Origin of the sequence: Nonomuraea cypriaca (assembly GCF_015645445.1) — a bacterium.
GTDB lineage: Bacteria > Actinomycetota > Actinomycetes > Streptosporangiales > Streptosporangiaceae > Nonomuraea > Nonomuraea cypriaca.
The window spans coordinates 1-15447 of the sequence record NZ_JADOGI010000240.1; the positions used below are offsets into that span (position 1 = coordinate 1).

General features: G+C 68.8%; 15 protein-coding genes. 5 read left to right on the top strand and 10 right to left on the bottom strand.

The genetic code is table 11. From position 1 onward, the window contains the following. The 5 genes from ITP53_RS45910 to ITP53_RS45930 form a co-directional block, all read right to left on the bottom strand. A partial coding sequence (locus tag ITP53_RS45910; protein ID WP_195901778.1) for a glycoside hydrolase family 13 protein occupies positions 1-1526 on the bottom strand: 1526 nt, incomplete at its 3' end. A 3-nt stretch (positions 1527-1529) separates the two neighbouring features. Beyond that, positions 1530-2465, bottom strand: a complete 936-nt coding sequence (locus ITP53_RS45915; protein ID WP_195901779.1) for a carbohydrate ABC transporter permease — start codon at positions 2463-2465, stop codon at positions 1530-1532. Next, on the bottom strand, positions 2462-3328 hold the full coding sequence (locus tag ITP53_RS45920; protein ID WP_195901780.1) for a carbohydrate ABC transporter permease: 867 nt from the start codon (positions 3326-3328) through the stop codon (positions 2462-2464). Before ITP53_RS45920 ends, ITP53_RS45915 begins: the two co-directional genes overlap by 4 nt. Before the next feature lie 5 nt (positions 3329-3333). Further along, complete coding sequence (locus tag ITP53_RS45925; protein ID WP_195901781.1) at positions 3334-4701, bottom strand: ABC transporter substrate-binding protein; 1368 nt, start codon at positions 4699-4701, stop codon at positions 3334-3336. Between the two features lie 92 nt (positions 4702-4793). Then, positions 4794-5786 (bottom strand): LacI family DNA-binding transcriptional regulator, encoded by a 993-nt coding sequence (locus ITP53_RS45930; protein ID WP_195901782.1) that lies wholly within the window; start codon positions 5784-5786, stop codon positions 4794-4796. Between the two features lie 238 nt (positions 5787-6024). Between ITP53_RS45930 and ITP53_RS45935 the strand changes: the two genes are divergently transcribed. Next, on the top strand, positions 6025-9273 hold the full coding sequence (locus ITP53_RS45935; RefSeq protein WP_236051938.1) for a CARDB domain-containing protein: 3249 nt from the start codon (positions 6025-6027) through the stop codon (positions 9271-9273). On the opposite strand, the gene ITP53_RS45940 is transcribed toward ITP53_RS45935, so the two are convergent. Then, on the bottom strand, positions 9270-10145 hold the full coding sequence (locus ITP53_RS45940) for a sugar kinase (protein WP_195901784.1): 876 nt from the start codon (positions 10143-10145) through the stop codon (positions 9270-9272). The genes ITP53_RS45935 and ITP53_RS45940 overlap by 4 nt on opposite strands. A 224-nt stretch (positions 10146-10369) precedes the next feature. Here ITP53_RS45940 and ITP53_RS45945 point away from each other — a divergent pair, with 224 nt between their 5' ends. From ITP53_RS45945 to ITP53_RS45960, 4 genes are all read left to right on the top strand, one after another. Continuing rightward, entirely contained in the window at positions 10370-11071 is a 702-nt protein-coding gene (locus ITP53_RS45945) for a hypothetical protein (RefSeq protein ID WP_195901785.1), read from the top strand. Positions 11072-11198: 127 nt separating this feature from the next. After that, positions 11199-11903, top strand: coding sequence for a DUF4344 domain-containing metallopeptidase (locus ITP53_RS45950; protein WP_195901786.1), 705 nt, complete (start codon positions 11199-11201; stop codon positions 11901-11903). A 17-nt stretch (positions 11904-11920) separates the two neighbouring features. Then, positions 11921-12625, top strand: coding sequence for a maleylpyruvate isomerase family mycothiol-dependent enzyme (locus ITP53_RS45955; RefSeq protein WP_195901787.1), 705 nt, complete (start codon positions 11921-11923; stop codon positions 12623-12625). A 26-nt stretch (positions 12626-12651) separates the two neighbouring features. After that, complete coding sequence (locus ITP53_RS45960; RefSeq protein WP_195901788.1) at positions 12652-12918, top strand: DUF6343 family protein; 267 nt, start codon at positions 12652-12654, stop codon at positions 12916-12918. On the opposite strand, the gene ITP53_RS45965 is transcribed toward ITP53_RS45960, so the two are convergent. From ITP53_RS45965 to ITP53_RS45980, 4 genes are all read right to left on the bottom strand, one after another. Then, positions 12892-13131: a DUF3040 domain-containing protein gene (locus ITP53_RS45965; RefSeq protein ID WP_195901789.1), complete on the bottom strand. Its 240-nt coding sequence runs from the start codon at positions 13129-13131 to the stop codon at positions 12892-12894. The two genes, ITP53_RS45960 and ITP53_RS45965, sit on opposite strands and share 27 nt — an antisense overlap. A 71-nt stretch (positions 13132-13202) precedes the next feature. Then, positions 13203-14150: a DUF1152 domain-containing protein gene (locus ITP53_RS45970; protein WP_195901790.1), complete on the bottom strand. Its 948-nt coding sequence runs from the start codon at positions 14148-14150 to the stop codon at positions 13203-13205. A 10-nt stretch (positions 14151-14160) separates the two neighbouring features. Next, a complete protein-coding gene (locus ITP53_RS45975; protein ID WP_195901791.1) occupies positions 14161-14427 on the bottom strand; it encodes a type B 50S ribosomal protein L31 in 267 nt (88 codons plus the stop codon). 42 nt (positions 14428-14469) lie between these two features. After that, complete coding sequence (locus ITP53_RS45980) at positions 14470-15231, bottom strand: SDR family NAD(P)-dependent oxidoreductase (protein WP_195901792.1); 762 nt, start codon at positions 15229-15231, stop codon at positions 14470-14472. Positions 15232-15447: the final 216 nt, after the last annotated feature.

Sequence of the window (15447 nt, forward strand, 5' to 3'; positions counted from 1 at the left end):
GGGGGCATGCCCCCCGCGGGGCGCAGCCAGACCGTGGTGTCCGCGGGCACGGCGCCGTCCTCCAGCGGGCCGCTGGCCAGGATGATCTTGCCGGGCGGCGGCGGTACGGGCGCCGCGCCCAGGTTCGTCACGCAGGTCAGGCCGGAGTCGCGGGCGAAGGCCAGCACCTCCTCGCCCAGCGGCAGCCAGGTGAGCCCGCCGTCGCCGAGCAGGTCCCGCCTGAGCCGCAGCGCCGTCCGGTACAGGTTGAGCATCGAGCCCAGGTCCGTACGCTGGGCCTCGGCGGTCAGCTTGTGCCAGCTCTCCGGCTGCGGCAGCCACGGCGTGCCGGCGCCGAAGCCGAACGGGGGCTCCTCGCCCGACCACGGCAGCGGGACGCGGCAACCGTCGCGGCCCGGGTTGGCGCCGCCTGAGCGGGCGTACATCGGGTCCTGGCGCTGCTCATCCGGCAGATCCTCCACCTCGGGAAGGCCCAACTCTTCACCCTGGTAGACATAGACCGAGCCGGGCAGCGCCATCGCCAGCAGGGCCGCCGCACGCGCCCGCCGGTAGCCCAGCTCCAGGTCGGAGGGGGTGCCGTGGAGGCGACCTCCGTGCTCGAACGCGGTGTCCGCGCGGCCGTACCTGGTGACCGGCCTGGTCACGTCGTGGTTCGACAGCACCCACGTCGGCGGGGCGCCGATGGGGGTGTGCGTGGCGAGGGTCAGGTCGATGACCCGGCGCAGCTCGGCCGGGTCCCAGGGGCAGGACAGGAAGTCGAAGTTGAAGGCCGTGTGCAGCTCGTCGGGGCGTAGGTAGCGGGCGAAACGCTCCTGGTCGGGGAGCCAGACCTCGCCGATCAGGATGCGGTCGCCGTACTCGTCGGCCAACTCGCGCCAGCGGCGGTAGACGTCGTGGACCTCGTCGAGGTCCTCGTAGCCGGTGTCCGACTTGAACAGCAGGGCCGCCGAGTCGATGCGGAAGCCGTCCACGCCGCGCTCGAACCAGAAGCGCAGCACGTCCTCGAACTCCCGGTGGACCTCGGGGTTGGCCCAGTTGAAGTCGGGCTGCTCCGGGGCGAACAGGTGCAGGTACCACTGGCCGTCCGGCACCTGGGTCCAGGCGGGGCCACCGAAGATGGAGCGCCAGTCGTTCAGCGGCGCGTCGCTGAACCAGAATCGGTCCCGCGCGGCGGGGTCGGCCAGCGCCTCCTGGAACCAGGCGCTGTGCGTGGAGCTGTGGTTGGGCACCACGTCGATGATGACCTTGATGTCGAGCTCGTGCGCCTCCTCGATGAACGTCTCCGCCTCGGCGAGCGTCCCGAAGACCGGCTCGATGTCCCGGTAGTCGGCCACGTCGTATCCGCCGTCGGCCATCGGCGATGGATACCACGGGTTCAGCCAGATGGCGTCGATCCCGAGCTCCTTCAGGTACGGCAGGCGGGAGCGCAGGCCGGCTAGATCGCCGTTCCCGTCGCCGTTCCCGTCAGCGAAACTACGCAGGTAGACCTGGTAGATCACGGCCCCCCGCCACCACGTTCGCGTCATGCGCTATCCCTTAATGCTTCCGGCGGTGAGTCCCGCCATGATGTGCCGTTGGAAGATGAAGAACACGATGATCGTCGGAATGCTCGCGACGACCAGGCCGCCCATGATGGCGTTCTGTGACACCATGCCCGCCGTCTGCGACAGGCCCACGCTGAGCGTCATGCGGTCGCTGTCCGTCATGACCAGCAGCGGCCAGACGAAGTCCTTGAACGACGTGACGATGGTGAAGATCGAGACCACGCCCAGGATCGGCCGGGAGACGGGCAGCACGACCGACCAGAGCACGCGCAGCGCGCCCGCGCCGTCGATCCTGGCCGCCTCGATCAGCTCTCTCGGTATGGAGTCGAAGAAGCGCTTGAGCAGGAAGATGTTGAAGCCGTTCGCCGCCGCGGGGAACCACAGGCCCCACGGGTTGTTCAGCAGTCCGAGGTCCACGACGGTGACGTAGAGCGGAATCAGCACGACCATCGCCGGGATCATCAGCGTGGCCAGCATCGCGCCCAGGATCACGTTGCCGAACATCGGCCTGAGCTTCGACAGCGCGTACGCCGCGGAAACGTCCACCGCCATGCAGAACAACCAGCCGCCCAGCGAGTAGTAGGCCGTGTTCCGCAGCAGCGTGCCGAGGTCGAACAGGTCCCACGCCTCGACGTAGGCGTCGAGCGTCGGATTCGCGGGGAAGAGCGTCGGCGGCATCTGGGCGATCTCCTCGCCCGTCTTCATGGCGCCGGTGATCATCCAGTAGAGCGGGAAGACGAAGATCAGGGTGAAGCCCACCACCACCGTGACGAGCACGGCCCAGTAGACCCGCCTGCCCCACACGCTGTTGAGCTGCAGCGGCGAGATGATCGTCCGGAACTGCGTCTCGATCGGCTTGGCCCTGCGCTTGGCCCTTCTCCGTCCGACCACGGTACGTGCGCCCATGGAGCGGGCCGTCATGCCTTGTCCTCCCGGTTGAGGCGGAGTTGGAATGCGGCGAAGGCGAGTAGCACGATCATCAGCATCATGCCGAGCGCGCCGGCCGAGCCGTAGTTCTGGTTCGTGAAGGCGTACTGGAACATCAGGTACGCGACGGTGACGGTGGAGCCCTCCGGACCGCCGCCGGTGAGCATGTACGGCTCGATGAACACCTGCATGGTCGCCACGATCTGCAGCATCAGCATGAGCAGCAGGATCAGCCTGGTCTGCGGGATCGTGACGTGCCTGATCCGCTTGAAGACGCCGGCCCCGTCCAGTTCGGCCGCCTCGTACAGGTCGGGCGGGATGTTCTGCAGCGCGGCCAGGTAGATGAGGGTCGCGCTGCCCATGTTCATCCAGGTCGACACGATGACCAGGGAGATCAGCGCCGTCGCGGACGAGTCCAGCCAGGCGAGCGCGGGCAGGTGGAAGAAGCCGAGTATCTGGTTGAAGAGCCCGGGCCCCGGGTCGAAGAACCACCTGAACAGCAGCACCGCGACGATCGGCGGCAGCATGACGGGCAGGTAGACGACGAACCTGAGATAGGCGCGGGCGTGGCGCAACTCGTTCAGTACGAGCGCGACGACGAACGGGACCACGTAGCCGAAGACCAGGGCCAGGACCGTGAACTTCACGGTCGCCAGCCAGGCCTGGCCGAAGGCCGGGTCCTGGATGGCGTACCGGAAGTTGTCCCACCCGGCCCAGGTGGGTGCGGAGATCAGGTTCGTCTCCTGGAAGCTCAGGATGAACTCCCTGATCATCGGATACCAGGCGAACACCGTGAAGCAGAGCAGCGCCGCGCACAGGAACCCGTAGGCCGTCAGGTTGCGCCTGAAGATCGCCATCAAGGTCAGCCCTTGGCCGCCAGCAGCGAGTTCGCCTTGGTCTCGGCGTCGGCGAGCAGCTGGTCGATGTTCGCGTCCTCGCGGCTCAGCACGCCGGACATGACCACGTCGAGGATGGCGTACAGCTCCTGCGCGTACAGCGGCTCAGCCTTCGGCGGGACGGCGGCGGCGGCCTGCACGTACGGCTCGTAGTTCTCGACCGGCAGCGACGCGTTCTTCACGCGGTCGGCCTGGATCGCCTTACCCGTCGGCGAATCGCCGTAGACGGCGTTGTCGGGGACGCCGACCGGGTTGCCGATGGCCTTGCCGCGGGCGAAGTCGAAGCGGCCCACGCCGACGGTGTTGAAGCGGAAGTCGATCCACTCCATGCCCGCCTTGGCCTCCTCGGGGGTGGCCTTCGGATTGATCATGTACGCCTCGCCGCCGCTCAGCGACGCCTTGGCCTCGGGGAGGCCGGTGATGCCGTAGTCGGCGACGTTGCCCTTGAACTTGCCCACCACGTCGGTGACCACGTCAGGGGCGCCCAGCATCATGCCGACCTTGCCGCTGCCCATCGCCATCATCAGCGACTCCCAGCCGACCAGGAGCTTGTTGCCCATGCTGTTGTCCACCCAGCGCATGTCGTGCAGGGTCTGCAGCACGGCCTTGCCCTCGGGCGAGTTGAACGCGGCCTGCTTGCTGTCGGGGGTCAGGATGTCGCCGCCGCGGCCGTAGATGGCCTGGGTGAAGTGCCAGCCGCCGGTGTTGCCGCCGGAGTACTCGCCGTAGCCCACGTAGCCCTGGCCGAGCGCCGCGATCTTCTTGGCCGCCTCGCGGACCTCGGCCCATGTCGTGGGCGGGGCGGCGGGATCGAGGCCGGCCTTGGTGAACAGGGCGCGGTTGTAGACCAGGCCGACGCCGTAGTGGACGTTGGGGACGCCGTACACCTTGCCGTTCCTGGTGACCAGCTCCCTGACGTCGGGGCGCAGGTCGTTCCAGTTCTTGACACTCCCGGTGTACGGCGTCACGTCGAGCGCCTGGCCCTGCGCGATCACGTCGTTGTAGTTCGTCACGGGCACCACGAAGACGGTCTCCATCTGGCCACCCGCCAGCTTGGGGCCGAACGTCTTGGGGTCGAAGCACGGCTGCTGGTCCGTGCTCTTGACCGTCACCCCGGGGTGTTCCCTCATGAACGTGGCCACGTCGTCGTCCCATGCCTTCCGCTCCTTCGGCGCGGACTTGGCGGGCTGGCAGGCCACCGTGATCGTCACGGCCTTGGCGCCACCACCGGCGGTCGACGTGGCGGGCTCGCCCGAGCCGCATGCCGTGGCCGCGAGCCCGAGCACGGTAACAAGCAGGAGTCCGGTGGAGCTCCGCACTGTGGATCTCTGCATGGCTGACCCTTCTGATGCGAGGTGCCCACACCATAGGATCGTGAACCAGAGTCCGCAATATGTCGACGGACTATTGCAACTTAACGACTATGTCACGCCGCCCGGGCTCTGGCTGTGGAGGCCCTGACCACCAGCTCGGGCTCGAAGAGCAGCTCGTCCGCCGGCACCACCGCCTTGTCGATCTGGGCGACCAGGAGGTCGACGGCCGCCCGCCCCATGGCGTCGATCGGCTGGCGGACCGTGGTGAGGGGCGGCTCGGTGCAGTTCATCAGCGCGGAGTCGTCGAAGCCGATGACCGAGATGTCGCCGGGCACGGTGAGCCCCGCCCGGCGGGCGGCGCGGACCGTGCCGAGCGCGAGCAGGTCGCTGGCGCAGATCACGCCGGTCACCCCGCGTCTGACCAGCCTGGCGGCGGCCGCGTGCCCGCCCTCCAGCGAGAACATCGTGTGCTCGACCAGCTCGGGATCGCCGCCCTCGGCCAGGAACGTCTCCAGCTTGCGCCGCGAGGGCATGTGGTCCCTGGGCCCGAGCACCATGCCGACCCGCTCGTGGCCGAGCGCACGCAGGTGGGCCAGGGCCATCTCGGCCGCCACCACGTCGTCGCACGACACCTGCGGGAAGTCCAGTCGCTCGACGGCCGCGTTGACCAGGACCGTGGGCAACTTGCGCCCGTGCAGCAGCTCGTAGTGGCCGTGCGACGCGTCGGCCTGCGCGTAGAGCCCGCCGGCGAACACCACCCCGCTGACCTGCTGCTGGAGCAGGAGATCGACGTAGTCGGCCTCGGAGACGCCGCCGACCGTCCTGGTGCACAGCACGGAGGTGAACCCCTGCTGGGCCAGGGCGCCGCCGACCACTTCCGCGAAGGCGGGGAAGATCGGATTCTGCAGCTCGGGGAGCACCAGGCCGACCAGCCTGGCCCGGTCGCCGCGCAACTGGGTGGGGCGTTCGTAGCCGAGCACGTCGAGCGCGGTCAGCACGGCCTCGCGGGTCGCGTCGGACACCCCGGGCTTGCCGTTGAGCACGCGGCTCACGGTCGCCTCGCTCACCCCGACCTTCTTGGCCACCTCTGCGAGTCGTCGTGTCATGCGCAAACTATACGGCCTGGAACGCAAGCGCTTGCAATGGCTTACGTAGACAGAGCGTCGCGGCTTACGCGGCCCTCACGGCGTACTTCACCTGACTCAGGGCTCCTGACCAGGGACAAGAGGGGCTCTCGGACATCACTTGTCAGTCGGGAGCTTGCGAAATGTAGTCGAAATATTGCGGGTATCTGCTCGACATCCTATGGTTCGGCCATCCGCCGAACCTCGAAGGGCCACCCCCATGAGAGCTCTGTTAGCCGCCCTCGCGTTAGTCATCGGATTCCTGGCCGCGCCCGCCTGGGCCGCGGCCGACACCAACCTCGCGGCGGGTAAGACCGCCACGGCGAGCAGCTTCAACGACGTCTATCCCGCCGCCAACGTGACCGACGGCAACCAGGGCACCTACTGGGAGTCCGCGAACAGCGCCTTCCCGCAATGGATCCAGGTCGACCTCGGCGCCTCCGCGAGCGTCAACAGGCTGGTGCTGAAGCTCCCCTCCGGATGGCCGGGCCGCACCCAGACGCTGACCGTCCAGGGCACCGGGAACGCCACCATCGTCCCCTCGGCCACCTACACCTTCAACCCGGCCGCCACGATCACGTTCGCGGCCACCACGACCCGCCACGTCCGGCTGCTGATCACCGGCAACACCGGCTGGCCCGCCGGTCAGCTCGCCGAATTGGAGGTCTGGGGCACCACCACCGGCGATCCGGGCGGCGGCGCCAACCTGGCCACCGGCAAGCCGATCACCGAGTCCTCGCACACCCACACGTACGTGGCCGCCAACGCCAACGACGGCAGCCTGCAGACCTACTGGGAAGGCGCCGCCTACCCCAACACGCTCACCGTCCAGCTCGGCGCCAACGCGGACCTCGGCTCCATCGCGCTCAAGCTCAACCCCGATACCGCCTGGGGCCGGCGTACCCAGACCATCGAGGTGCTCGGGCGCGAACAGAGCGCCACTGCCTTCACCACGCTCGTCGGCCAGGCCGCCTACACGTTCGACCCGGCCACCGGCAACTCGGTCACCATCCCCGTGACCGGCAGGGCCGCCGACGTCCGGCTGCGGATCACCGCCAACACCGGCGCGCCCGGCGGCCAGATCGCCGAGTTCCAGATCTTCGGCACGCCGTCGGCGAACCCCGACCTGACCGTGCCGAGTCTCACCTCCGCTCCCGCCGCGCCGGTCGAGACGGACGCGGTCACGTTGTCGGCCACGGTCAGGAACGCCGGCACCGCGGGCTCCGCCGCGACCTCGGTCACCTTCTACGCGGGCGACGCCAAGGTCGGCACCGCCAATGTGGGCGCGCTGGCCGCCGGAGCATCCACCACCGTGTCCGCAAATATCGGGACAAGGGATGCGGGGACGTACCAGCTCTCCGCCAAGGTGGACGAGGACAACAAGGTCATCGAGCAGAACGAGGCCAACAACACCGGGACGGGCACCCTGACCATACGCCCGGTCGCCACGGCCGACCTCGTCGCCTCCCCCGTCGCCTGGACGCCGGGCAACCCGGCCGCCGGCACCACGGTGACGTTCTCGGTGGCGATCAGGAACCAGGGCACGGTCGCCTCCAGCGGCGGCGCCCACGGCATCACCCTGACCGTCGTGAACGAGTCCGGCACCGTCGTCAGGACCCTCACCGGCTCGACCAGCGGCGCGATCGCGCCCGGCGCCACCACCGCCCCGGTGAGCCTGGGCACCTGGACCGCCGCCAACGGCGAGTACGCGGTCAGGACCGTGCTCGCGGACGACGCCAACGAACTGCCGGTCAAACGGGCCAACAACACCAGCACGCTGCCGCTGTTCGTCGGCCGCGGCGCGAACATGCCGTACGACACCTACGAGGCCGAGGACGCCGTGATCGGCGGCGGCGCCACCCGCGTCGGCCCGAGCAGGGAGATCGGCACGATCGACGGCGAGGCCTCCGGGCGGCGCGCGGTGAGGCTGAACCAGACCGGCGCGTACGTCGAGTTCACCACCAGAGCGCCGGCCAACACCCTGGTCACCCGCTTCTCCATGCCCGACGCCCCGGGCGGCGGCGGACTCAACTCCACCCTGAACGTCTACGTCAACGGCACGTTCCTCAAGGCCGTCAACCTGACCTCCCGCTACGCCTGGCTCTACGGCGCGGAGGCCAGCCCTAACAACTCCCCCGGCTCCGGCCCGCCCAGGCACATCTACGACGAGGCGAACCTGCTGCTCGGCACCACCGTGCCGGCCGGCAGCAAGATCAGGCTGCAGAAGGACGCGGCCAACCCCCACACGTACGCCATCGACTTCGCCGACTTCGAGCAGGCCACGCCGATCGCGAACCCGGACCCGGCGAAGTACGCCGTACCGGCCGGCTTCAGCCACCAGGACGTGCAGAACGCGCTGGACAAGGCCCGCATGGACACCGGCCTGACCGGCGTCTACCTGCCCGCGGGCGACTACCAGACGTCCAGCAAGTTCCAGGTGTACGGCAAGGCGGTCCGGATCGTCGGCGCCGGCCCCTGGTACACCAGGTTCCACTCGCCCTCCGGACAGGAGAACACCGACGTCGGGTTCCGTGCGGACGCGACGGCCAACGGCTCGACGTTCGCGGGCTTCGCCTACTTCGGCAACTACACCTCGCGCATCGACGGCCCGGGCAAGGTGTTCGACTTCTCGAACGTGGCGAACATGACGATCGACAACATCTGGGCCGAGCACCAGATCTGCCTGTTGTGGGGCACCAACACCGACAACATGACGATCAGGAACTCGCGGATCAGGAACGTGTTCGCCGACGGCCTGAACATGACCAACGGCAGCACCGGCAACCACGTCACCAACATCGAGACCCGGTCCACGGGTGACGACAGCTTCGCGCTGTTCTCCGCGATCGACAACAACTCGGGCGAGCAGTTCGGCAACGTCTACGAGAACCTGACCTCGCTGCTCACCTGGCGGGCCGCCGGCCTGGCCGTGTACGGCGGCTACGACAACACCTTCAGGAACATCTACGTCGCCGACACGCTCGTGTACTCGGGTGTCACGATCAGCTCGCTGGACTTCGGGATCCCGATGCACGGGTTCGGCGCCAGCCCCCCGACGACGTTCGACAACATCTCGCTGGTCAGGGCGGGCGGGCACTTCTGGGGACAGCAGACGTTCCCGGCGATGTGGCTGTTCTCCTCCTCGAAGGTGTTCCAGGGCATCCGGGTCAGCAACCTGGACATCGTGGACCCGACGTACAGCGGGATCATGTTCCAGACCGGCTACTCCGGCAGCACGCCGCTGAACCCGATCAGGGACACGGTCCTCACGAACGTGTCGATCAGCGGGGCGCAGAAGAGCGGTGACGCCTTCGACGCCAAGTCCGGCTTCGGCATCTGGGTCAACGAGCAGCCCGAGCCAGGTCAGGGTCCGGCCGTCGGGTCGGCCACGTTCACCAACCTGCGCTTCTCTGGCAACTTCCAGAACATCAAGAACACGACCTCGACGTTCACGCTCAACGTGAATTAGAAGAGCTCGGCCCTGGTGGGCAGCCCCTGCCAGTCGCTCACGCTGGTCACCGCGGCGGCGCTCAACTGCGCCCCGCGGTGCAGGCGTTCCTGCGGGGTGAGGCCGTCGAGCGCGGCGCTGATGTAACCGCCGGCGAACGCCTCCCGCGCGCCTGCCGTGTCCACGAGGGGAACCTGCCAGCCGGGCACGTCGTGACGCATCCGGTCGGCGCGCACGGTCGCGCCCTTCGCTCCGCGGTCGACCACGACCTCGCGTTCCGGGGTGAGCGCGGGCTTGACCAGGTCGAGCTCGTCCTGGCGGAGGAAGAGCAGGTGGGAGGAGCAGGCCAGGTCGCCGAGGACCTCTTCGGCCTCGCGTACCGACGACCACAGGTCGGGGACGTACTCGACGGAGAAGGAGATCATCACGTCGGCGTTCCTGGCCGCGCTGACGGCGGTGCGCACGGCCTCCAGCGCGTCCCGGCCGAGAGCCGCGGTGAGACCGGTGATGTGCAGCATCTTCGCCGCGGCGATCCGGTCGATCGGCACGTTGCCCGGCGCGAGCCGCGAACCAGCCGAACCGGTGCGGTAGTGGGTGACCTTGAGCTCGCGCCCCACCCTGATCTCCCTGAGCATCAGCCCGGTACGCAGCCCCTCGGACACGCGCATGTCCGCGACGTCCACGCCCTCTCCCCTGAGCACGGTGAGCGCCCGGGCGCCGAGCTCGTCGTCGCCCACCTTGCCCAGGTACGCACACCGGTGCCCGAGCCTGGCCAGCGCGACGGCCAGCGTGAACTCCGGCCCGCAGACGTCCAGCCTGGCCTCGCTCTCGTGGCGGACCCGGCCACTGGAGACGACGCCCAGGGGCTCGCCCAGCGTGTACACGTCGGTCATGAGTTCGACTGTAGTCGATCTACAAACTTATACGGAATTTTTACGCATTGCCCCAGGTTAAGGGGATGCCCAAAGAAATCCTCTAACTTAAGCCAACCTTTCCTTGATCAGATGGCTCAAAGTAGGAGAGAGGGTCGGCCACCCCGGGCCGGCTCTTAGTCAATACGGGGAGAGGAATCAGCACCCTCATGCAGAAGATCTCAGTAGGTATCATTTCCGCCCTCATGGGCGGCGCCATGCTCGTGTCCGGCGCGGGAGCCGCTTCCGCCACCACCACGGACACGCGGCTCGCCATCCGCGACATCTCGCCTAACCCGGTCGTGGTGAAGGCGGGAAGCGAGACGACCGCGTACTTCGACGTCGGGGCCAGCTCCGATGTCCAGAAGGTGGAGCTCAGTGTGGCGCCGGCCAGCGGCTTCCACACCATGCGGACCAAGAGCGTCAAGGACCTCGAGGGCTGGCGCTTCGCGATCGGCTTCAACCAGAACGACCCCGCGGGCAAGTGGAAGGCCACGGCCGTGGCGTTCGACTCCGCCGGCAAGCAGATCGCGCGGGACTCGGCCTTCTTCTCGCTCGCGATCGTGAAGGGCAAGGCGGACACCCGTATCACCGGCTTCAACGCCAGCCCCTCCACGGTGCGCAAGGGCAAGAGCATCTACTTCTCGGGCACCCTCATCGAGAAGGAGCGGCGCGGCTGGGACGGCGTTCGCAACGCGAAGGTGAACATCTACTACCGCGCCAACGGCTCCAGCGGCTGGAAGTGGGTCGACTCTGACCGGACCTCCGGCAGTGGCAAGTTCTACGCCGAGACGCGCGCGTACAAGAGCGGCACGTTCAAGGCCGTGTACAGCGGCAGCAGCAAGCTGGACGACGCCACGAGCCGCACGGACTACGTCCGGGTCTACGGCTCGACCTGGCGCCGTTAGGTTCAACACCCCTGAGTGCCCGGTCCCCTTCACGGGGGCCGGGCCTCCGGCTTTTTTACCCTCGCGGGGTTTATCGATCATTGAAGCGCGCATGCTGACGTGATCGACCCCCGAAGGAGACCCTCGTATGCCGCATTCCCTCATCGCCCTCGTTCTGAGCATGACGAGCACACTGGGAGCGGCGCCGGCACCCGAGCTGACCGTGAGTTACGAGTCGGCCGTCGCGCCGCGCGCCGAGCAGGCGCGCAAGCTACTCAAGGACAGCGGCGTGCTGAGGACGCGGATCAAGCTGCCCCAGCCGATCAGGGTCGTCGCGCGCGACTGCGACAAGCCGGCCACCACCTGGGACCGCGAAGACCGCCGGATCACGCTCTGCTACTCGCTGGTCGACAAGGTACGCCGCACGCTGACCGGCATCGCCGAGACCGAGGAGTCCGACACTCGCACCACGGCCGCCCGCGTGGACGGCGCGCTGGCCGTGCTCTTCCACCAGCAGCTCGGCCGCGCCCTGAGCACGCTGAACGGCCTGCCGGACAGCGACGAGCGAGCCGACCAGTTCGCGGCGCTGACGCTCGCCTCCGACGCGCCCCAGCAGGCGGCGCCCGCCGCCGAGGCCCGCCACCTGCTCGCCGATCACCCCGAGGTCGAACCCCTGTCCGGGATCAGGGAATCGGCCACGTTCGCCTGCCTCCTGTACGGCGCCGACCCCGCCAGGAACCAACGGATCGCCCAGGGCGGCTGGGTTCCCGCCGAGCGCGTCCCCACCTGCGCCGACGAGTACAACCGGGTCAAGTCCACCATCGGATCGATGGCCGTGAAAGCCGGCGCGTAGCGGGTAGCTTCCCGGGTATGCCCGACGACCTGCTCAAAGACTTCAATCCGTTCGACATCTTCGACGCCGAGGCGGCCAGGCTCGACCGGTTCTTCTCGGGGCTGGACGAGGCCGCCTGGCGACGGCCCTCCCGCTGCGAGGGTTGGTCCGTACGCGACGTGCTGGCGCATCTGGCCGGCGAGGAGCTGTACAACCACGCGTGCCTCGACGGGACCGTGCAGGACCTGATGACCCAGTTGGCCAGCGAAGGGGTGGGCGGGTTCAACGACTTCAACGAGTGGTGCGTCGAGCAGCGCGGCTTCCTGCCGGTCGAGGACGTCCTGGAGGAGTGGCGGGTGAAGAACGGCGAGACGCGGCGGCGTATGCGCGGGCTCGGGGCCGACGCCATGCTCGACACGATGGCCGGGCCGTATCCCGTGGGCCTGCAGGCCTTCCACTACGACTCCGAGTACGCCACCCACGCCGACGACGTGGGCGCGCCGGCGCCGGCCGAGGAGTCCGACGACCGTACGTTCTGGCGGGTCGCGGTCGGCCGGTTCGTGCTGGCCGAGCAGGACGCCAAGGTGCAGGTCGAGCAGACGGCCGAGCAGATCTGGACGGCCGTGGACGGGGCCAGCGCCACGCTGTCGTACCCGGAGTTCGTGGAAGCCACGGTGGGGCGGCTGCCGGACTCGCACGACCTCGACCCGCGCATCGTCTCGGTCTTGAGGTGCCTGGCCTGAGCGCCGGCAGGAGAGGAGGCCCGGCCATGTGGCTGCGCAACCGCGAGGGCACGGAGCCGGTGAGCGCCCGCAGCCCGTTGCGCGCCCGGCGGCTCCTGTCCTGGGTGGCCCTGATCCTGGGCGTCGCCGCGGCGGTGTTCTTCGCCGTGCGGGCCATGAGCACGGGCGCGGAGGTCTGGCGCTGGGAGGCCGCGATCGCGGCCGTGGTCGCCGTCATCGCCGCCCTCGACCTGCTGGTGCTGCGGCACCGGCGCGCCGGGCGCGGCTCACGTGGTCAGCACGGCGATCAGTAGCAGCAGGATCAGCAGCGCGCCGATCGAGAAGATCATCCAGACGTGTGTGAGGGCCCACACGCGCAGGCGCTCACCATAGGACTGCGGGAACGCGTTCCCGCCGGACTCGATCCTGTTGATCGCCGCGACCCGCTCGGCGAGTTCTGGGTCCTCGCGTTCGAGGGCCTGCTCGATCTCGTCGAGTATGCGGCGTTCCCTTCCAGAGAGGCTCATCGCGATCACCACTGCTCTCACGCCGATACGGGCCTCTTACCCATGGGTAGCGAGGGCATGCCCACCACCTCCTAGTGGGGGAACACCTTCGGCGGGCGCGGCGTGACCTCTTCCCTGAACGCCTCGATGACGGCGGCGATCTGCCGCATCAACACGGTGTCCTCGATGCGGTCCAGGTAGAGCGAGCGCCGCGCGAGCGCGCCGAGGTCCACGGCGAAACAGACCGCCATGAGCGGGTTGACGAACAACTCGCTGCCGCGCGTCCTGTCGGTGAAGCGCACGTCGCCGAACTCGCCGCGCACGGCCGCCGCGATCGAGCCGTTCACGATGCTGGGGTAGCCGGGCATGTCGGCCTGGGCGTGGGCGACCGCGTCGAGGTAGAGCGCGCCTGGCCGGGTGGCCCGCGACAGCGAGAACGCGCCCAGATAGGCGCCGTCGCGTTCGAGCGCGGCGAGGTTCTCCAGGACCTGTACGTGGTTGACGCCGTGGTAGGCGTCGACGCCGAACCCGAGGCAGACCACGACCTTCTCCGGCACGTCGAGCCCGTGCACGGCGGCCAGGCTTGCCATGTCCTCGGACGGGGTGCCGAGGCCGGACTCGTCGCCGCGCATCAGGATGTCGGTGCCGCCGTCGACCAGCACGATCGCGTCGATCCCGAGGCGATCGACGAGCCTGGCGTACGCCGCGCGCAGAGGGCGCACACCGACCTTGGGGAACGCGTACACCGTCGCGGGCAGGCCCTGGAGGCCGAGCCAGCGGGCCAGGGCGCGTTCGGGGAAGTACCAGTCGTGCGAGGGCGTGTCAGGGCCGATCGCGGCGAGGTCCTCGTCGAGCCAGGTGTCGAGGTCGAGCGCGTCGAGCCGGCTGAACGACAGGTTGGCCAGGTGGACGTCCTTGCCCTGGTCGCGCAGGGCCAGGGCGAGGGGCAGGCCGGCGTACACGTCGAAACCCCCGCCCGCGCCGGCCACCAGAATCCGGTTGGACGACTTCAGCCGGGCGGACAAGGGCGATTCGAGCATGCGTCAGATCTTAGGCGGCGGGCCCGCGCGCGGCCGCCGTGCCGTAGCGCTGCCTGAAGCGCTCGACGCGGCCCGCGGTGTCGAGGACACGGCCGCGGCCGGTGTAGAAGGGGTGGCTGGCGGAGGACACGTCCACGTCGACGACCGGGTAGGTCCTGCCGTCCTCCCACTCGACGGTCCTGGCGCTGGTCAGGGTCGAGCGGGTGAGGAAGGCGAAGCCTGCGCTGGAGTCGCGGAAGACGACCGGACGGTACGCGGGGTGCAGGTTCTTCTTCATGGCCGCTGCAACCGAACGACAACCGTTTTCATTCCCGGGCTGTCATTCCCGTGCTTCGGGATCCAGGCCGAGCACGGTTCGGCCGCCGTCCACGGGGATCGTGGCGCCGTTGACGAACGCGGCGTCGTCGGAGAGGAGGTGGGTGACGACGGAGGCCACCTCGGCGGGGGTGGCGACGCGGCCGAGTGGATGCAGCCTGGCCAGCTCTTCCTGTACGGCCGCCGCCTCTTCCCTGCTCCGCGAGGCCAGGAACGCTTCGTGACGCTCGGTCGCCACGGTGCCGGGGGCCACGGCGTTGACCCTGATGCCGCGCCTGCCGTACTCGACGGCAAGTGCCCTGGTCAGGCCCTCGGTGGCGGCCTTGGACGTGGCGTAAGGGAGGCTTCCAGGCACGGCTCTGGTGGCCTGGTGGGAGGTGACGTTCACGATGGCGCCCGGGGTGCCGGCGGCGAGGAAGTGGCGTACGGCGGTGGCGCAGCCCACGACGGCGAGGTCGAGGTTGGCCGCGATGAGCGCCCTGACCTCGGCGACGGGGGACGAGTGGACGGAGGCGTCCCGGAACACGGCGGCGTTGTTGACCCAGCCCTTCAGGGTGCCCGATTCCTGGGCCAGGTCGGCGGCCCAGGCGGCGACCTCCTCGTCGGCGGCGTCGCCGATCACCGGGACGATCCCCGGGCCGGCCCAGGCCAGGGCGTGGGGGTCGCGTTCGATGGCGACCACGGTGGTTCGCTCGCCGAGCAGCCGTTCGGCCACGGCCTTTCCGATGCCGCGCCCGCCGCCGGTGACCACATAGGAAAGATCCATGGTCCGACGCTAGCCACTCTCCGAGCGGGTCGTGGCTAATGTGCGACACCCATTCACGCTGTGTGTATGGCTATGTGTACGGCTATATGGTAAGCAATCAGAAGGTTCTGTGACGCTGGGTGATATGTGCTGATCAGGCGTCGAGTGTGACGGGCGGCATCCAGAGGCGGCCGGTGAAGGCGCGGTGGATCGCCTCGAAGGCGCTCAGCCCGTGCT